The following is an 18,036-nucleotide window of genomic DNA, read 5'->3' on the forward strand; positions in this document are numbered from 1 at the left end:
CGGAGTTAGCGTGCCCCGCCGCGCTTAGGCGGGAAAGGCGCGCTCGATGATCGCCGCGTGATCGAACGTGGCCGGCAGCGTGCCGTACACGCGGCCGCTTTCGCCGCAGCCGTCGGCGACACGCGTCGCGATGAACGCGTCGGCGACCGCCGCGGGCGCGTGCTCGGCGAGCAGCGTCGCCTGGGCGAGCAGCACGATCTGCTGCGCGATACGTCGTGCCGACGCCTCGCGCTGTTCGGCTGGCCCGTTCAGCGTCGCGGTCAGACGCGCGAGCGCCGCCCCCAACGCCGGATGCGCGCGCGCGACGTCCTGCCAGGCGGCGAACAGCGCTTGCGCGGCTTGCGGCTCGCGCTCCATCGCGCGCAGCACGTCGAGGCACATCACGTTGCCCGAGCCTTCCCAGATCGAGTTGACCGGCGCCTCGCGATAGAAGCGCGCCATCGGCCCGGTTTCGACGTAGCCGTTGCCGCCCCACACTTCCATCGCCTCGCCGGTGAATTCGAGCGCGCGCTTGCAGACCCAGTACTTCGCGGCCGGCGTAACGATGCGCCGCCACGCGCGTTCGGCCGATGAAGCCGACGACGCGTCGGCGGATTCCTCGAAGGCGCGCGCGAGACGCATGAACAGCACCGTCGCCGCTTCCGATTCGAGCGCGAGATCGGCAAGCACGTTGCGCATCAGCGGCTGCTCGGCAAGGTGCCGGCCGAACGCGCTGCGATGCCGCGCATGATGGATCGCCTGCACGAGCGCGGCGCGCATCAGCGCGGCGCTGCCGATCACGCAGTCGAGCCGCGTGTAGTTCGCCATCTCGATGATGGTCGGCACGCCGCGTCCTTCGTCGCCGATCATCACGCCGTATGCGTCGAGAAATTCGACTTCGCTGCTTGCGTTGGAGCGGTTGCCGAGCTTGTCCTTCAGGCGCTGGATCTGCACCGCGTTCTTGCTGCCGTCCGGCGCGAAGCGCGGCACGAAGAAGCACGACAGTCCCTCGTGCGTGCCGGTGCGCGCGAGCACCAGATGCGCGTCGCATTGCGGCGCCGAGAAAAACCACTTATGACCGATGAGCCCGTAGGCGCCGCCGCGCCCGCCGGCACCGTCGAGCACATGCGCTCGCGTCTGGTTGCTGCGCACGTCGGAGCCGCCCTGTTTCTCGGTCATGCCCATGCCGATCATCATCGAGCGTTTCTGCGTGAGCGGCACGTCGCGCGGATCGTGCTCGCGCGTGTACAACTGCTCGCGCAGTGTGTCGAACAACGCGGACTCGCGCTGCAACACCGGAATGCTCGCGAAGGTCATCGTCAGCGGACACAGCGAGCCGGATTCGATCTGCGCATGCATGAAGTAGCCGGCGCAGCGCGCGGCCATCGCGCCGCTTCGCGGATCGGAAAACGGCAGCGCGTGCAGTCCTTCGCGGCGCAGCAGCACGAGCAGTTCGTGCCACGCGGGATGAAACTCGAGCGCGTCGATGCGCTCGCCGCGAGGGCTATGCGTGACCAGCTCCGGCGTATGACGGTTGGCGAGCTCGGCGAGCGCGAGCGTGTCGGGCGTCGTCAGCGCCGCGCCGTGTCGCAGCAGCGCCTCGCGATGCCAGCTCGCGCCGTCGCGATCGACGGCCGCGCTCAAGGCGGCGTCGCTCGCGAACAGGTTGTAGTCCGCGAGCGCAGGCGCCTGATTCGTCACCTCGTGAGTCTGGCCGAAGCCGTGCCGTTCCATCTGCTGTCTCCGTGCTTTCGCTATTGTGCGCCGCTTTGCCGACGGCATCCGCGATGTGTTTCGACGCATCTGTTCGGGCGCCGCGCGTGATGCCGGATGAGGGAGAAAGGCGCGCGCCGCGCCGTGTTTGCGTGCCGCGCGCGGCCCGTGCGCGCCTTTCATCATAGGGGCGCGATGCCGCCGGCGTTTAGAGGAATCGTTCTGCCAGTAAGCCGCCGCAGCCCCAAAACGCTCCCTACAATGCGCAGAAAACACACGTAGACAAGTGTGCACGAGACAGGGTCCGCGAGCAACGCGGCCCATCAGGAGGAGCGCATGCAATACGACTACATCATCGTCGGTGCGGGCTCGGGTGGCTGCACGCTCGCGAGCCGTCTCGCGGATAGCTGTCCCGACGCGACCATCGCGTTGATCGAAGCCGGTCCGCATACCGAGCGCAATCTGCTGGTGAACATGCCGGTCGGCGTCGCGGCCGTGGTGCCGAACCGGCTGAAGACCAACTACGGCTACCTGACCACGCCGCAGCCGGGGCTCGCCGGTCGCCAGGGCTATCAGCCGCGCGGCCGCGGTTTCGGCGGATCGAGCGCGATCAACGCGATGATCTATACGCGCGGCCATCCGCTCGATTACGACGAGTGGGCGCGGCTCGGCTGCGACGGCTGGTCGTGGGCCGAGGTGCTGCCGTATTTCCGCCGCGCGGAAGACAACGAGCGCGGCGCCGATGCGTGGCATGGCGAGGCCGGTCCGCTGACGGTGTCCGATCTGCGCTTCAAGAATCCGTTTTCAAAGCGCTTCGTGCAGGCCGCGCTCGAAGCGGGCTACAAGGCGAACGACGATTTCAACGGCGCGGACCAGGAAGGCATCGGTTTCTATCAGGTCACGCAGCGCGACGGACGCCGCTGCAGCGTTGCGCGCGCGTATATCTACGACCGGCCGCGCGCGAACCTGCACGCGATCGCCGATGCAACCGTGCTGCGCGTCGTGTTCGACGGCAAGCGCGCGAGCGGCGTCGAGATCGCGCGCGGCGGCCGGATCGAAACGCTCGCCGCGCGCGCCGAGGTCGTGCTCGCCGCGGGCGCGTTCAACTCGCCGCAACTACTGATGTGCTCGGGTATCGGGCCGGCCGCGCATTTGCGCTCGCTCGGCATCGACGTGCTGCACGATGCACCCGAAGTGGGCCAGAACCTGACCGATCACATCGATTTCACGATCAACAAACGGGTGAGGTCGATCGAGCCGGTCGGTTTCTCGGTGCGCGGCATCGCGCGGATGCTGCCGCAATTCGTCACGTTCATGCGGCACGAGCGCGGCATGCTGTCGAGCAACGTCGCCGAGGCGGGCGGGTTTCTGAAGACCCGGCCGACGCTCGAGCGGCCCGATCTGCAATTGCATTTCTGCGCGGCGATCGTCGACGATCACAACCGCCATATGCACTGGGGCCACGGCTATTCGCTGCACGTGTGCGTGCTGCGTCCGCATAGCCGCGGCTCCGTGACGCTCGCGAGCGCCGATGCGCGTGTCGCGCCGCTGATCGATCCGCGCTTTCTGAGCGATGCGCGCGACCTCGATCTGCTCGTCGAGGGCGCGAAGATCGCGCGGCGCATTCTCGACGCGCCGTCGCTCGCGCTTCATGGCGGCGAGGAGTTGTACACGCGGCCGGGGCAATCAGACGCAGAACTGCGCCAGACGATCGCCGAGCGCGCGGACACGATCTATCACCCGGTCGCGACCTGCCGGATGGGCGGCGACGCGCGCTCGGTCGTCGATCCGCAATTGCGCGTGCGCGGCGTAACGGGGTTGAGGATCGTCGATGCGTCGGTGATGCCGACACTGATAGGCGGCAACACCAATTCGCCGACGGTGATGATCGGTGAGCGGGCGGCGGAGCTGATTGCGGCGAGCCGGCGACAGGGAGCGGGGATGTCGGCGCAGGCGGTTTGATCGCCGCTGACGACGGGTTCGAGAAACGCGGCGGCGCGATGCAACCGCCCGCCGCGCGTCACTCGTGCGCGGGTAGCTAAGCTTCGTCCGGCGCTGCGATTCCGTTGAAGCCGATTCCCGGTCCGAGCATGAAATCGTCGCTGACGTGCGTCGGCAGCGTCTCGCGCGCGACGTCGAGCCATGCGCGCGCCGCGTGCGACAGATAGCCGTTGCGGCGCCAGCCGATCGCCATTTCCCACGGGATCTCCGGTTCGACGACCGGGCGGCAGGTGAACTGCGCGGGGTCGAGCCGGCGGCAATAGGGCGCGGGCAGCAGCGCGATGCCGACGCCGGCCAGCACCAGCGCCGCCATGAAGTCCCAATGCCCGCTACGCCCGACGATAGCCGGCGCAAACCCCGCCGCGCGGCACGCGTTCAGCACGACGTCGTTCAACGCGAGGCTCTCGCCGTAAAACACGAACGGCTCGTTCGCGAGCTGCGCGAGCGGCACCTCGTTCAACGCATCCCAGCGCGAGCCGGTGCGCGCGACGAGCCACAGCAACTGGCGCGACATTGGCAGCACGTCGATGTTGTCGGGATCGACCGGCTGCAGCACCCCGCCGAGTTCCAGCTCGCCGTTGATCAGCGCGGCTTCGATCGCGCGCGAGCCCTGCTCGAACAGCTTCAGTTCGATCTTCGGATAGCGCTGGCGGAATGCGGCGATTGCGGGCGTGAAGAGCTCGCCGCCCATCGGCGGGATGCCGATTGCGAGTTCACCGCGCCCAAGGGTGTCGAGATCGTTCAGTTCGGCCTGCAGTTGCGCGTGCGCGGCGAGCACGTCCTGGCCGCGCTGATAGACGATCCGGCCGACGTCGGTCAGCACCATCTGACGGCCGTCGCGCAGCAGCAGCGGCGAGCCGATTTCATCTTCCAGCGACTTGACCATCTTGCTGATGGTCGGCTGCGTGACGAACATCTGCTCGGCGGCGACCGTGAAGCTCTGTTGACGGACTACTTCGACGAAATAGCGCAGCGCGCGGAGTTCCATGATCGCGGCCTCCAGAATTCCAGTTTGGAATGGTTCCGATGATTGTAAGTCATTTTGTTTATGGCGCGATGGGCCCCATACTGAATGCCTTCCGAGTCAGCCAGGGAATGCCATGTCCACCCCAGTTTTCGCCCGTTCCGTGCCTCCCGCCGATGGCGGTTCGAGCGGCGGCGCGGGTGGCTTCGGCCGGGTTGCACGCATCGCCGTGCAAAGCGCCGCGATCGCCGTGCTGTGGATGGGCGCGGATTTCATCGTGCGCCGACTGCATCTGCCGGTGCCGGGCGGCGTGCTCGGCCTCGTCGTGCTGCTCGCGCTGCTGTTCTGCGGCGGCGTCGCGCCGCGCTGGGTCAAGGCCGGCGCGGACTGGCTGCTGTCCGACATGCTGCTGTTCTTCATTCCGGCTGCGGTCGCCGCCGTGCAATACGGCGGCCTGTTCCGCGCGGACGGCTGGCGCCTCGCGCTGGTCGTGATCGCCGGCACGCTGATGGTGATGGTCGCGGTGGCGTTCGCCGTCGATCAGGCCGCGCGCGTCGAACGACGTTTCGCGCTGCGCCGGGTGCGGGTTGCGCGCGAGGCAGGCAGTCTGTCGCGCGAGCGCCGATGAACCCGCACTTTTTCGCTTCGCTGCTGGCCGACGACGCCTCTCGCCTGATCGCGGCAGGCTGCCTCGTGCTGACGATCGCGCTGTATTTCGCGTCGAAGGCGTTGTATGCGCGCGTGCGCTCGCCGTGGCTCACGCCAATGCTGACCGTGCCGGCCGCGCTCGTTGCGATCGTCGCGCTCGCGCACATTCCGTATTCGCTGTACTTCGAGGACACGCGCTGGCTGATGTGGCTGCTCGGCCCCGCGACGGTCGCGTTCGCCGTGCCGATCTACGAGTACCGCGCACTGCTGAAGCGCCACTGGATCTCGCTGTCCGTCGGGGTGACGGTGGGCATTCTGGTCGGCGTCGGCGGCTCTCTGATGCTCGCGAAGCTGCTGCATCTGTCGCCGGAATTGCAGCGCAGCCTGATGACGCGCTCGGTGTCGACGCCGTTCGCGCTCGCCGTGTCCGACCGGATTCACGCGCCGAAGGACCTGAGCGCGCTGTTCGTGATCGCGACGGGCGTCTGCGGCATGCTGTTCGGCGAACTCGTGCTCGCGTTCATGCCGCTGCGCACGCGGCTCGCGCGCGGCGCGCTGTTCGGCGCGGCCGCGCACGGCGTCGGCACCGCCAAGGCACGCGAGATCGGCAGCGAGGAGGGCGTGGTGTCCAGCCTGACGATGATGATCGCCGGCGTCGCGATGGTGCTGCTCGCGCCAATGCTGGGACTGCTGCCGATCTGAACCGGCGCGCCACGCCATCTCGCGCACGCCGAAGTCATCTCGATTTGCTACAATCGCCGTTCGTCTTCGAGGAGCGTTGCGACGGGTACCGCGAATCCGCATTCGCCGGCCGCCCGCCAGGCTCGAAGGCTTCAATCGGCAGCATGGAATGCGCATCACGCGAATCCGTGCGTTGCCTCAAACCGCGCTCACGTCACATTTCTAGTCAATTTCTTAGAAAGGAGGGCGTGATGAACGCCGCAGTCATCGATTCCCAAAAGCAGGATTACGTTGTTGCCGACATGTCGCTCGCCGCTTGGGGCCGCAAGGAACTCACGATCGCCGAGACCGAAATGCCCGGCCTCATGCAAACGCGTGAAGAGTACAAGGCGCAGCAGCCGCTGAAGGGCGCGCGCGTCGCCGGCTCGCTGCACATGACGATCCAGACCGGCGTGCTGATTGAGACGCTGACCGCGCTCGGCGCCGACGTGCGCTGGGCCTCGTGCAACATCTTCTCGACCCAGGACCATGCCGCCGCCGCGATCGCGCAGGCCGGCACGCCGGTGTTCGCGTTCAAGGGCGAATCGCTCGACGAATACTGGGAGTTCTCCCACCGCATCTTCGAATGGCCGAACGGCGAGTTCGCCAACATGATTCTCGACGACGGCGGCGACGCAACGCTGCTGCTGATCCTCGGCTCGAAGGCCGAAAAAGACCGCTCGGTGATCGCCAAGCCGACCAACGAGGAAGAGATCGCGCTGTACAAGTCGATCGCCGCGCACCTCGAGATCGACCCGACGTGGTACTCGAAGCGCCTCGCGGCGATCAAGGGCGTCACCGAAGAAACCACCACCGGCGTGCACCGCCTGTACCAGATGGAAAAGGAAGGCCGTCTGCCGTTCCCGGCCATCAACGTCAACGACTCGGTCACGAAGTCGAAGTTCGACAACCTGTACGGCTGCCGCGAGTCGCTCGTCGACGGCATCAAGCGCGCGACCGACGTGATGATCGCGGGCAAGATCGCGGTCGTGGCCGGCTACGGCGACGTGGGCAAGGGCTGCGCGCAATCGCTGCGTGGTCTGGGCGCGACCGTGTGGGTCACCGAAATCGATCCGATCTGCGCACTGCAAGCGGCGATGGAAGGCTACCGCGTCGTGACGATGGAATACGCGGCGGATAAAGCCGACATCTTCGTGACCGCGACCGGCAACTACCACGTGATCAACCACGATCACATGAAGGCGATGCGTCATAACGCGATCGTCTGCAACATCGGCCACTTCGACTCGGAAATCGACGTTGCGTCGACCCGTCAGTACCAGTGGGAAAACATCAAGCCGCAAGTCGACCACATCATTTTCCCGGACGGCAAGCGCGTGATCCTGCTGGCCGAAGGCCGTCTCGTGAACCTCGGCTGCGCGACGGGCCACCCGTCGTTCGTGATGTCGAACTCGTTCACGAACCAGACGCTCGCGCAGATCGAACTATTCACGCAGGGCGCGAAGTACGAGAACAAGGTGTACGTGCTGCCGAAGCATCTCGACGAGAAGGTCGCGCGTCTGCATCTGGCGCGCATCGGCGCGAACCTGACCGTGCTGTCCGACGCGCAGGCCGGCTACATCGGCGTCGACAAGAACGGTCCGTTCAAGCCGAACCACTATCGCTACTAAGTAGGCGGCCGCCCGCGGGTTCGAGGCGCGCTTCGCGCGCCCGGCCAAGCGGACGGCGGTGAAAAGTTTGACGGTCTGATCTCGGGGCGGCGCGCAATGCGCCGCTTTGTTCGACAGCGCCGCTTTTCATTTGCTGGACATCTTCCCCGCACAGGTGCTTACAAGGAGTTCTAACATGACCGTGCTGCTGACCTGGCTCATCAACGCGCTCGCGCTGCTGATCATCACCTACATCGTTCCGTCGATCCACATCCGCAGCTTCGGCACCGCGCTGATCGTCGCTATCGTGCTCGGTCTCATCAATGCGGTGATTCGGCCGGTACTGATCCTGCTGACGCTACCCGTCACGATTCTCACGCTCGGACTCTTCATTCTGGTCGTCAATGCGCTGTGCTTCTGGCTGGCCTCGTCGCTGTTGAAGGGCTTCGAGGTGTCGGGCTTCTGGTCGGCGTTCTTCGGCTCGATCCTGTACAGCATCGTGTCGTGGCTGCTGTCCGCGCTCATTTTCGGCAACCGCAGTCTAGGTTGACCTCATTGACTATGAATCCGATCGAACTCTCATTCGAATTCTTCCCGCCGAAAACGCAGGAAGGCATCGACAAACTGCGCGCGACCCGCGCGCAACTCGTGTCGCTCAAGCCGAAGTTCGTGTCCGTCACGTTCGGCGCTGGCGGCTCGACCCAGCAAGGCACGCTCGATACCGTCATCGACATGACGAAGGAAGGGCTCGAGGCGGCGCCGCACCTGTCGTGCATCGGCTCGTCGAAGGAAAGCCTGCGCGCGATTCTTAACGAGTACCGCGCGCACGGCATCCGCCATATCGTCGCGCTGCGCGGCGATCTGCCCTCGGGCATGGGCGCGGTCGGCGAGTTGCGCTATGCGTCGGAGCTCGTCAGCTTCATCCGCGCCGAGTTCGGCGACTGGTTCTGGATCGAGGTGGCCGGCTATCCGGAATACCATCCGCAGTCGCGTTCGCCGCGTCACGATCTGGAGAATTTCGCACGCAAGGTGAAAGCCGGCGCGAACTCGGCGATCACGCAGTACTTCTTCAACGCGGACGCGTACTTCCGTTTCGTCGACGATGCGCGCCAGCTCGGCGTCGACGTGCCGATCGTGCCCGGCATCATGCCGATCACGAACTTCTCGCAGCTGATGCGCTTCTCCGAAATGTGCGGCGCCGAAGTGCCGCGCTGGATCGCGCGCCGGCTCGAGAGCTTCGGCGACGACCGCGAGTCGATCCGCGCGTTCGGGCTCGACGTGGTGACGGATCTGTGTCAACGGCTCGTCGACGCGAAGGTGCCGGGGCTGCACTTCTATACGCTGAACGCGGCCACCTCGACCAAGGCGATCTGCGAACGGCTCGCCGTTTAACGGCCATGCTCGCGCGGCAGCAACGGCCGCGCGGTCCCCGCCAGTCCGGCTTGAGTCTCGAATTTGTCCCAAATAGCGTGGTAAGTCCCTGTTGAAGCTCATTTTTGGGCTGTCTATCATCGAAAAGCAGCTACCCCGGCTGCTGTGCGGAGGACGATATGACAGTGACAAGAATGACTGCGGCACACCGACTGTTCGCGCTTCACCAGTTCTGCCTGCCGGCTCTCGCCGCGCTCGCGGTCGCCACCAGCGGCCTCGCGCCCGCCGCGTCGCAGGCGGCCTCGCTGCCCGACAAGACGCTGATTTTCTGCTCCGAAGGCAGCCCGGCGGGCTTCGATACCGCGCAATACACGACTAGCGTCGAGTTCAGCGCCGGCTCGTACACGGTCTATAACCGGCTGGTCGAATTTGCGCATGGCAGCACGGACATCGAACCGGGACTCGCCGAAAAGTGGGACGTGTCGCCCGACGGCCTCACCTATACGTTCCATCTGCGCCGCGGCGTCAAATTCCAGACCACGTCGTATTTCAAGCCGACCCGCGAATTCGACGCGGACGACGTCGTGTTCACCTTCGAGCGCATGCTCGATCCCGAGAATCCGTTCCGCAAGGCGTATCCGGTCAATTTTCCGTACTTCAACGACCTCGGTCTCGCGAAGAACATCGCCAAAATCGAGAAGGTCGATCCGTACACGGTGCGCTTCACGCTGAAGGAAGTCGACGCACCGTTCCTGCAGCAGATTGCGATGCCGTTCGCATCGATCCTGTCGGCTGAATACACGGATCAGCTGCTGAAGGCGGGCAAGGCGTCCGACATCAACCAGTACCCGGTCGGCACCGGTCCGTTCATCTTCCGCAGCTATACGAAGGACGACACGATCCGCTTCGACGGCAATCCCGACTACTGGAAGCCGGGCGTCGCGAAGGTCGGCAAGCTGATCTTCGCGATCACCGTCGATCCGGCCGTGCGCCTGCAAAAGCTGAAGCGCGGCGAATGTCAGGTGATGTCGTATCCGCGCCCGGCCGACATCCCGACCGTGAAGGCCGATGGCTCGCTCGCGATGCCGAGCGAAGTGGGCTTCAACCTCGGCTATATCGCTTACAACACGAGCAAAAAGCCGCTCGATAACGTGCTCGTGCGCCGCGCGCTCGACATGTCGGTCAACAAGAAGGCGATCATCGAAGCGGTCTACCAGGGTGCGGGCCAGCTCGCGACCAACCCGATGCCGCCGACGCAATGGGGCTACGACAAGAGCCTGAAGGACGCGCCGTACGACGTCGACAAAGCGAAAGCGCTGCTGAAGGAGGCCGGCTACCCCGACGGCTTCGAGCTGACGCTGTGGGCGATGCCGGTGCAGCGCCCGTATAACCCGAACGCGCGCCTGATGGCCGAAATGCTGCAGTCTGACTGGGCGAAGATCGGCGTCAAGGTGAATATCGCCACGTACGAGTGGGGCGAGTACATCCGCCGCGCGCACGCCGGCGAGCATCAGGCGATGCTGATCGGATGGACGGGTGACTACGGCGACCCCGACAACTGGCTCGGCGTGTTGCTCGGCTGCGACGCGGTCAACGGCAGCAACTTCTCGAAGTGGTGCTACAAGCCTTACGACGATCTGATCAAGCAGGGCCGCAGCACCACCAAGATGCCCGATCGGCTGAAGGCCTATACCCAGGCTCAGGAAATCTTCAAGGACCAGGTGCCGTTCACGCCGATCGCGCATTCGACCGTGTATCAGCCGATCAGCAAGAACGTGACGGGCTTCAAGATCGATCCGTTCGGACCGACGCAATTCCTGGAGGTCGGGGTGAAGTAAGCGGACGCGGCGCGCTTTTTGCGCCGCTTTCGTCGCCGGGCGGCTCGAACGGGCCGTCCGGCCCGCGACAGTACCGCGGCAAAACGTTTGCACGAAGTGTTTCCTATCGTCAACAGAGGGATATTGCTCCGCTTGGTGGCCGGCCCAAGCTCAAGTAATATCCCGCTACGCCGGCGCAAGCCGGCCCTGAACCTGGAGGAAACATGAAGCAAAACAATCTGTTGCGCGTCGCGCGTGTGTCTACGCTCGTCGCTGCCGCAGCGGCATCCCTGCTTGGCGCCACGAGCGCGCAGGCCGCTGGGATTCCGAACAAAACCCTCGTCTACTGCTCGGAAGGCAGTCCCGCGGGTTTCGATCCGGCCCAATACACGACGGGCGTCGACTTCACGGCCAACACGTTCACCGTCTATAACCGCCTCGTCGAATTCGAGCGCGGCGGCACCAAGGTCGAACCGGGCCTCGCGGAGAAGTGGGACGTCTCGCCGGATGGCAAGACCTACACGTTCCATCTGCGTCACGGCGTGAAGTTCCAGACCACCTCGTTCTTCAAGCCGACGCGCGAATTCAACGCGGACGACGTGGTGTTCTCGTTCCAGCGCATGCTCGACCCGAACCAGCCGTTCCGCAAGGCGTATCCGGTGCAGTTCCCGTACTTCACCGACATGGGCCTCGACAAGCTGATCACGAGCATCGAGAAAGTCGACCCGTACACGGTCAAGTTCACGCTGAAGGAAGTCAACGCGCCGTTCATCCAGAATCTGGCGATGGAATACGCGTCGATCCTGTCGGCCGAATATGCGGATCAACTGCTGAAGGCAGGCAAGGCCGCCGATATCAATCAGTTCCCGGTCGGCACCGGTCCGTTCATCTTCCGCAGCTACACGAAGGACGCGACGATCCGCTTCGACGGCAATCCGGAATACTGGAAGCCGAACGCGGTGAAGATCTCGAAGCTGATCTTCTCGATCACGCCGGACGCCGGCGTGCGCGTGCAGAAGATCAAGCGCGACGAATGCCAGGTGATGAGCTATCCGCGCCCGGCCGATATCGCGCCGCTGAAGGCCGAGCCGAACATCGACATGCCGTCGCAGCCGGGCTTCAACCTCGGCTACCTCGCGTACAACGTGACGCACAAGCCGGTCGACAAGCTCGAAGTGCGTCAGGCGCTCGACATGGCGATCAACAAGAAGGCGATCATCGACTCGGTCTACCAGGGCGCGGGCCAGCTCGCGACGAACCCGATGCCGCCGACGCAATGGTCGTTCGTCAAGAACTTGCCGGCCGCCTCGTACGATCCGGCCAAGGCGAAGGATCTGCTGGCGAAGGCGGGCTACCCGAACGGCTTCGACCTCACGCTGTGGGCCATGCCGGTGCAGCGCGCGTACAACCCGAACGCGCGTCTGATGGCGGAAATGATCCAGGCGGACTGGGCGAAGATCGGCGTGAAGGCGAAGATCGTCACCTACGAATGGGGTGAGTACATCAAGCGCGCGCACGCGGGCGAACACGACTCGATGCTGATCGGCTGGACCGGCGACAACGGCGATCCGGACAACTGGCTCGGCACGCTGCTCGGCTGCGAGGCGATCAACGGCAACAACTTCTCGAAGTGGTGCTACAAGCCGTTCGACGATCTGATCCAGAAGGGCCGCACGACTTCGGACGTGCCGAGCCGCACGAAGATCTACGGCGACGCGCAACATATCTTCGCGCAGCAACTGCCGTTCTCGCCGATCGCGCACTCGACCGTCTATCAGCCGGTCAGCAAGAAAGTGGTCGACATGCGCATCGAACCGCTTGGCTACGCACGCTTCGACGGCGTCAGCATCAAGTAATTCGTAAAGTTCGCACAGTACGCCGCAGTAAAGTACGCTTTCGCACGGTTAGAAAACTGGTCGAAATGGTCCGGCGACCGGGGTCACGAGCCCTCGTCGCCGGTTGCGTTTTTTCATCACCAGTACTATAGGAGCGAACCATGTTCCGCTTCGTTTTGCGCCGCATCGGCATGGTGATACCGACGTTCATCGGCATCACCATCCTCGCGTTCGCGCTGATTCACCTGATCCCGGGCGACCCCATCGAAGTGATGATGGGCGAGCGCGGCGTCGATCCGGCCATGCATGCGGCCGCGATGCACCGCCTCGGGCTCGACGAGCCCCTGCCGATTCAATACTTCCACTACATCGTCCGCGCCTTGCACGGCAACCTCGGCACTTCGATCATCACCAACACCAGCGTGATGGGCGAATTCCTCGCGCGTTTTCCCGCCACCGTCGAACTGTCGATGTGCGCGATGCTGTTCGCGCTGATCGTCGGTCTGCCGGCGGGCGTGTTCGCGGCGCTGAGGCGCGGCACGGTGGTCGATCACGGCGTGATGGGCACCGCGCTGACCGGCTACTCGATGCCGATCTTCTGGTGGGGCTTGATCCTCATCATGGTGTTCTCGGTCAAGCTCGGCTTGACGCCGGTGTCGGGCCGCATCGCGGTCGAATACGACATCCCGCACGTGACCGGCTTCATGCTGATCGACTCGCTGATGTCCACCGACGAAGGCGCGTTCACGTCCGCGCTCAGTCACCTGATCCTTCCCGCGATCGTGCTCGGCACGATTCCGCTCGCGGTCGTCGCGCGCATGACGCGCTCGTCGATGCTCGAAGTGCTGCGCGAGGACTACATCCGCACCGCGCGCGCGAAGGGGCTGTCGCCGGGACGCGTGATCGTCGTGCATGCGCTGCGCAATGCGCTGATTCCGGTCGTCACCGTGATTGGTTTGCAGGTCGGCACGCTGCTTGCGGGCGCGGTGCTGACCGAAACGCTGTTTTCATGGCCGGGCATCGGCAAATGGCTGATCGATGCGATCGGCCGGCGCGATTATCCGGTCGTGCAGGGCGGTATCCTGCTGATCGCGACGCTGGTGATCGTCGTGAACCTCGTCGTCGATCTGCTGTACGGCGTGCTCAACCCGCGCATTCGCCATACGAGGTAATCACGACCATGGCTGACATTCAAAACACCGTCCCCCAGGCGGTCACCCCACCGAGCGGCCGCGCCATCGCGGCACGCGAATTCTGGGCGAACTTCTCGCGCAACCGAGGCGCGGTCGGCGCGGGCATCATCGTGCTGGTGCTGATCTTCATCGCGATCTTCGCGCCGCTGATCGCGCCGCACAGCCCGATCGAGCAGTATCGTGACTCCGTCAAGATTCCGCCCGCGTGGCTCGACGGCGGCAACTGGAAGTTCATTCTCGGCACCGACGAAGCGGGCCGCGACATCCTCTCGCGTCTGATGTACGGCGCGCGGCTGTCGTTCTGGATCGGCTTCGTGTCGGTGGTGCTCGCGCTGATTCCGGGCATCGTGCTCGGGCTCATCGCCGCGTTCTTCGAGAAATGGGCCGACACGCCGATCATGCGCATCATGGACGTGCTGCTCGCGCTGCCGTCGCTGTTGCTCGCGGTTGCAGTGGTCGCGATCATCGGTCCGGGTCTCGTCAACACGATGCTCGCGATCGCAATCGTCGCGCTGCCGGGCTATGTGCGTCTGACGCGCGCGTCCGCGCAGGGCGAGTTACAGAAGGAGTATGTGACCGCTTCGCGCGTGGCGGGTGCGGGCACCTTGCGGCTGATGTTCTCGCAGGTCCTGCCGAACTGCACCGCGCCGCTGATCGTGCAGGCAACGCTGGGCTTTTCGTCGGCGATTCTGGATGCCGCCGCGCTCGGCTTCCTCGGCCTCGGCGTGCAGCCGCCGTCGGCGGAGTGGGGCGCGATGCTCGCGTCGGCGCGCGATTACATCGACAGCGCATGGTGGATCGTCACGATGCCTGGCCTGTCCATCCTGATCTCGGTGCTTGCGATCAACCTGCTCGGCGACGGGCTGCGCGACGCGCTCGACCCCAAACTGAAACGGATGGCCTGAACATGAGCAATCTACTGACCATCCGCAATCTCGCGGTCAACTTCGGCGGCCTGCCCGCGGTCGATCGCATCAATCTGGACGTCGCACCGGGCGAAGTGCTCGGCGTGGTCGGCGAATCGGGGTCGGGCAAGAGCGTGACGATGATGGCGCTGATGGGCCTGATCGACGCGCCCGGCAAGGTCACCGCCGACGAAATCACGTTCGACGGCAAGAACCTGCTGAACGCCTCCGCGAAGGAACGCCGCAAGATCATCGGCAAGGACATCGCGATGGTGTTCCAGGACGCGCTGACGAGCCTGAACCCGAGCTACACGGTCGGCTATCAGATCAAGGAAGTGCTGAAGCTGCACGAAGGCTTGCGCGGCAGCGCGCTCGACAAACGCGCACTCGAACTGCTCGACCAGGTCGGCATTCCGGATGCGAAGAACCGCATCGGCGCGTTTCCGCATCAGATGTCGGGCGGCATGAACCAGCGCGTGATGATCGCGATGGCGATCGCCTGCAACCCGAAGCTGCTGATCGCCGACGAGCCGACCACCGCGCTCGACGTGACGATCCAGGCGCAGATCATGGAACTGCTGATGCGCCTGCAGAAGGAACGCGGCATGGCGCTCGTGCTGATTTCTCACGATCTGGCGGTGGTGTCCGAGGTCGCGCAGCGCGTCGCCGTGATGTACGCGGGCGAGGTGATCGAGACGAACAAGGTGCCCGACATCTTTGCCGCGCCTCATCATCCGTACACGGAAGCGCTGCTGGCCGCGATTCCCGAGCACAACGTGGGCGCGGTGCGGCTCGCGGCGCTGCCGGGCATGGTGCCGGGCCGCGACGACCGGCCCAAGGGCTGCCTGTTCGCGCCGCGCTGCAAGTACGTGGTCGACGACTGCATGAAGGCGCGCCCCGCGCTCGCCGCGCTGCCCGCCCATGCGGAATTCACGCGCGTGCGCTGCATCAAGCCGCTGAACCTCGAGAAGGACGCCAACGTTCACACGCAAGGAGGCGCCCGATGAGCGCAGTACCCGAAACCCGTCGCCAGTCGGATCGTCCTGGCGATCACGTGCTCGTCGCCGACCAGCTCGCGCGCTACTACACGGTCAAGCGCGGCATGTTCGCGCACGGCACGGTGAAGGCGCTGAACGGCGTGTCGTTCGCGCTCGAACGCGGCAAGACGCTGGCGGTGGTCGGCGAGTCCGGCTGCGGCAAGTCGACGCTCGCACGTCAGCTGACGATGATCGAAACGCCGAGCGCGGGCCGCCTGCTGATCGATGGCGAGGACGTGGCCGGCGCGAATCACGAGAAGATCGCCGCGCTCAGGCGGCGCGTGCAGATGGTGTTCCAGAACCCGTTTGCGTCGCTCAATCCGCGCAAGACCGTCGAGCAAACGCTCGGCGAACCGCTCGCGATCAACACGCAGATGAGCGCGACCGAGCGCGCCGAGCGCATCGCGCAGATGATGCGCACGGTCGGCCTGCGGCCCGAGCACGCGAAGCGCTATCCGCACATGTTCTCCGGCGGCCAGCGTCAGCGGGTCGCGATCGCGCGCGCGATGATCCTCGATCCGCAGATCGTGGTCGCCGACGAACCTGTGTCCGCGCTCGACGTGTCGATCCAGGCGCAGATCCTGAACCTGTTCATGGACCTGCAGGATGAGTTCAAGACGAGCTACGTGTTCATCTCGCACAACCTGTCGGTGGTGGAGCATATCGCCGACGACGTGATGGTCATGTACTTCGGCGGCGTCGCCGAGCTCGGCGACAAGAAGCGCATCTTCTCGCACCCGCGCCATCCGTACACGCGCGCGCTGATGTCGGCGACCCCGTCGATCTTCGAGGCGGACCGCACGATCAAGATCAAGCTGCAAGGCGAAATGCCGTCGCCGCTGAATCCGCCGTCGGGCTGCACGTTCCATCAGCGCTGCCCGTACGTGATCGATCGTTGCCGCAGCGAGGTGCCGAAGCTGCGTGAAGTGGATGGGCGCCTCGTCTCGTGTCACCGCGCCGAAGAGGTGGGGGACGTGGATGCCTGATGGGGTGGCGGCGCGTCGTCTTGCGCGCCGCTTGTGTGAGGGCGGCGGGATAGCCGCCTTCGTGCGGCGCCGCGGGGCGCGTGCGTCGGGAGGCGCCGCGCCCTGCGGCGCATTTGCTGGAAGCTTCGTCAGAGAGTTTTTTCGCACGTTCTTGTGCGCGTTTGTCGATGCGCTCGCGCGCGCCTTTTGTTCCGTAGTTGTTCACGCTTCGCTGTCCGCTTTATTGCGCGTAGGCTGCGCGCTGTCGGTCGGCGCGGCCGTGCCCGGCATCGCTGACGCGGCCGGCGCGGCGGCCAATACGCCAGCCCCGGCGGCGCAGGCGGCCCGACCGGCGGTTAATGTGCCAACCACGCCACCGCCGTCGATTGCTCCGCCCCCGGTCCCCGGCACCACCGCGAGCGGACCGGTGCGTCAGCAACCGGCGCGCATGCCGTTCTATGTCGCGACACGCGGCAATATCACGATCTATGTGCTCGGCACGCTGCACGTCGGCGATCCGGCCGACTATCCGGCGGCGCAGCCGTTCCGCGCGCCGATCCTCGCGGCGCTCGCCGCGTCGCCGACACTCGCGCTCGAACTGTCGCCCGACGAACTGCTGGTGTCGCAGGACGACGTCTCCAAGTACGGCGTGTGCAAGCACGACTGCCTGCCGGGCCTGCTGCCCGAGCCGTTGTGGCACAAGCTCGCGCTGCGGCTGCGCGGCAACCCGGCCGCGCTCGATGCGATCAAGAAGATGCGGCCGTGGCTTGCGTCGCTGGTGGTCGAGACCTACGACTCGCTGTCAGCGGGTCTGCAAACTGAGTACGGTACCGAAGCGCAATTGCAGAACGTGTATCTGAAGACGCGCGGCAAGATCGTCGGACTCGAAACGCTCGCACAGCAGATGCGTTCGTTCACCGGACTGTCGGCCGCGCAGCAGCGTGAGATGCTCGCACAGGACCTGGTGCAGACGCCGGCGCAGAACGTCCAGGACGTGCGCACGCTGCATCGGCTATGGCAGGTCGGCGATGCCGACGCGATCGCCGCGTGGCAGGCCGCCAAATCTGAGAAGCTCGCGCGCGATCCCCGCATCTCCGATTCGATCGACAACCGGATCGTCTACGAGCGCAATCGCCGCTTCGTCGCGAAGATGCTGCAGCTCGCCGCGCCGAACAAGCCGCTGTTCGTCGCGATCGGCGCGCTCCATCTGGGTGGACCGAAGGGCGTGCTGCAGCTGTTGCGGCAGCACGGCTTCGTGGTGGAGGCGGGGTGAGCGGC

Annotated in this window: 15 protein-coding genes and 1 riboswitch; of the genes, 13 read left to right on the forward strand and 2 right to left on the reverse strand. The window is 65.3% G+C overall.

Annotated features, from left to right (window positions below; translation table 11 throughout):
* Positions 1-24: 24 nt before the first annotated feature.
* Positions 25-1,713 carry an isovaleryl-CoA dehydrogenase gene (locus AB3X95_RS31850; RefSeq protein WP_368623376.1) on the reverse strand — a complete coding sequence of 563 codons (1,689 nt, stop codon included), beginning with the start codon at positions 1,711-1,713 and terminating at the stop codon, positions 25-27.
* A gap of 315 nt (positions 1,714-2,028) precedes the next feature.
* Between AB3X95_RS31850 and AB3X95_RS31855 the strand changes: the two genes are divergently transcribed.
* A complete protein-coding gene (locus AB3X95_RS31855; RefSeq protein ID WP_368623377.1) occupies positions 2,029-3,654 on the forward strand; it encodes a GMC family oxidoreductase in 1,626 nt (541 codons plus the stop codon).
* A gap of 76 nt (positions 3,655-3,730) precedes the next feature.
* On the opposite strand, the gene AB3X95_RS31860 is transcribed toward AB3X95_RS31855, so the two are convergent.
* Positions 3,731-4,681 carry a LysR family transcriptional regulator gene (locus AB3X95_RS31860; RefSeq protein WP_176110032.1) on the reverse strand — a complete coding sequence of 317 codons (951 nt, stop codon included), beginning with the start codon at positions 4,679-4,681 and terminating at the stop codon, positions 3,731-3,733.
* A gap of 235 nt (positions 4,682-4,916) precedes the next feature.
* Here AB3X95_RS31860 and AB3X95_RS31865 point away from each other — a divergent pair, with 235 nt between their 5' ends.
* The 12 genes from AB3X95_RS31865 (at position 4,917) to AB3X95_RS31920 (ending at position 18,031) form a co-directional block, all read left to right on the forward strand.
* The gene (locus tag AB3X95_RS31865) at positions 4,917-5,285 is read left to right on the forward strand and encodes a CidA/LrgA family protein (protein WP_254906038.1); all 369 of its coding nucleotides are present in this window, start codon (positions 4,917-4,919) and stop codon (positions 5,283-5,285) included.
* Entirely contained in the window at positions 5,282-6,007 is a 726-nt protein-coding gene (locus AB3X95_RS31870; RefSeq protein ID WP_176367737.1) for an LrgB family protein, read from the forward strand. The genes AB3X95_RS31865 and AB3X95_RS31870 overlap by 4 nt, the downstream gene beginning before the upstream one ends.
* Positions 6,008-6,069: 62 nt before the next feature.
* Positions 6,070-6,204: riboswitch (S-adenosyl-L-homocysteine riboswitch) on the forward strand.
* Between the two features lie 33 nt (positions 6,205-6,237).
* Positions 6,238-7,656: an adenosylhomocysteinase gene (gene ahcY, locus AB3X95_RS31875; protein WP_176110035.1), complete on the forward strand. Its 1,419-nt coding sequence runs from the start codon at positions 6,238-6,240 to the stop codon at positions 7,654-7,656.
* Between the two features lie 175 nt (positions 7,657-7,831).
* Positions 7,832-8,185 (forward strand): phage holin family protein, encoded by a 354-nt coding sequence (locus AB3X95_RS31880; protein ID WP_018432546.1) that lies wholly within the window; start codon positions 7,832-7,834, stop codon positions 8,183-8,185.
* Positions 8,186-8,196: 11 nt separating this feature from the next.
* Complete coding sequence (gene metF, locus AB3X95_RS31885; RefSeq protein WP_176124636.1) at positions 8,197-9,027, forward strand: methylenetetrahydrofolate reductase [NAD(P)H]; 831 nt, start codon at positions 8,197-8,199, stop codon at positions 9,025-9,027.
* A gap of 173 nt (positions 9,028-9,200) precedes the next feature.
* A complete protein-coding gene (locus AB3X95_RS31890; RefSeq protein ID WP_368623397.1) occupies positions 9,201-10,844 on the forward strand; it encodes an ABC transporter substrate-binding protein in 1,644 nt (547 codons plus the stop codon).
* A 203-nt stretch (positions 10,845-11,047) separates the two neighbouring features.
* Positions 11,048-12,679, forward strand: a complete 1,632-nt coding sequence (locus AB3X95_RS31895) for an ABC transporter substrate-binding protein (RefSeq protein ID WP_368623378.1) — start codon at positions 11,048-11,050, stop codon at positions 12,677-12,679.
* A 140-nt stretch (positions 12,680-12,819) separates the two neighbouring features.
* Positions 12,820-13,830, forward strand: coding sequence for an ABC transporter permease subunit (locus AB3X95_RS31900; protein WP_176367736.1), 1,011 nt, complete (start codon positions 12,820-12,822; stop codon positions 13,828-13,830).
* Positions 13,831-13,838: 8 nt separating this feature from the next.
* Positions 13,839-14,756 (forward strand): ABC transporter permease subunit, encoded by a 918-nt coding sequence (locus AB3X95_RS31905; RefSeq protein WP_176367735.1) that lies wholly within the window; start codon positions 13,839-13,841, stop codon positions 14,754-14,756.
* A gap of 2 nt (positions 14,757-14,758) precedes the next feature.
* Complete coding sequence (locus tag AB3X95_RS31910) at positions 14,759-15,763, forward strand: ABC transporter ATP-binding protein (RefSeq protein ID WP_368599188.1); 1,005 nt, start codon at positions 14,759-14,761, stop codon at positions 15,761-15,763.
* A complete protein-coding gene (locus AB3X95_RS31915; protein WP_176367734.1) occupies positions 15,760-16,779 on the forward strand; it encodes a peptide ABC transporter ATP-binding protein in 1,020 nt (339 codons plus the stop codon). Before AB3X95_RS31910 ends, AB3X95_RS31915 begins: the two co-directional genes overlap by 4 nt.
* Positions 16,772-18,031 (forward strand): TraB/GumN family protein, encoded by a 1,260-nt coding sequence (locus AB3X95_RS31920; RefSeq protein WP_176124547.1) that lies wholly within the window; start codon positions 16,772-16,774, stop codon positions 18,029-18,031. Before AB3X95_RS31915 ends, AB3X95_RS31920 begins: the two co-directional genes overlap by 8 nt.
* Positions 18,032-18,036: the final 5 nt, after the last annotated feature.

The organism is Paraburkholderia sp. BR13444 (assembly GCF_040948755.1).
Taxonomy (GTDB): Bacteria; Pseudomonadota; Gammaproteobacteria; order Burkholderiales; family Burkholderiaceae; genus Paraburkholderia; species Paraburkholderia youngii.

Bases quoted from the DNA above. Each gene is read 5' to 3' on its own strand.
- AB3X95_RS31895 (WP_368623378.1), top strand. From the start codon at position 11,048: ATGAAGCAAAACAATCTGTTGCGCGTCGCGCGTGTGTCTACGCTCGTC.
- metF (WP_176124636.1), top strand. From the start codon at position 8,197: ATGAATCCGATCGAACTCTCATTCGAATTCTTCCCGCCGAAAACGCAG.
- AB3X95_RS31890 (WP_368623397.1), top strand. From the start codon at position 9,201: ATGACTGCGGCACACCGACTGTTCGCGCTTCACCAGTTCTGCCTGCCG.
- AB3X95_RS31855 (WP_368623377.1), top strand. From the start codon at position 2,029: ATGCAATACGACTACATCATCGTCGGTGCGGGCTCGGGTGGCTGCACG.
- ahcY (WP_176110035.1), top strand. From the start codon at position 6,238: ATGAACGCCGCAGTCATCGATTCCCAAAAGCAGGATTACGTTGTTGCC.
- AB3X95_RS31850 (WP_368623376.1), bottom strand. From the start codon at position 1,713: ATGGAACGGCACGGCTTCGGCCAGACTCACGAGGTGACGAATCAGGCG.
- AB3X95_RS31920 (WP_176124547.1), top strand. From the start codon at position 16,772: ATGCCTGATGGGGTGGCGGCGCGTCGTCTTGCGCGCCGCTTGTGTGAG.
- AB3X95_RS31880 (WP_018432546.1), top strand. From the start codon at position 7,832: ATGACCGTGCTGCTGACCTGGCTCATCAACGCGCTCGCGCTGCTGATC.
- AB3X95_RS31900 (WP_176367736.1), top strand. From the start codon at position 12,820: ATGTTCCGCTTCGTTTTGCGCCGCATCGGCATGGTGATACCGACGTTC.
- AB3X95_RS31915 (WP_176367734.1), top strand. From the start codon at position 15,760: ATGAGCGCAGTACCCGAAACCCGTCGCCAGTCGGATCGTCCTGGCGAT.
- AB3X95_RS31870 (WP_176367737.1), top strand. From the start codon at position 5,282: ATGAACCCGCACTTTTTCGCTTCGCTGCTGGCCGACGACGCCTCTCGC.
- AB3X95_RS31860 (WP_176110032.1), bottom strand. From the start codon at position 4,681: ATGGAACTCCGCGCGCTGCGCTATTTCGTCGAAGTAGTCCGTCAACAG.
- AB3X95_RS31865 (WP_254906038.1), top strand. From the start codon at position 4,917: ATGGGCGCGGATTTCATCGTGCGCCGACTGCATCTGCCGGTGCCGGGC.
- AB3X95_RS31905 (WP_176367735.1), top strand. From the start codon at position 13,839: ATGGCTGACATTCAAAACACCGTCCCCCAGGCGGTCACCCCACCGAGC.
- AB3X95_RS31910 (WP_368599188.1), top strand. From the start codon at position 14,759: ATGAGCAATCTACTGACCATCCGCAATCTCGCGGTCAACTTCGGCGGC.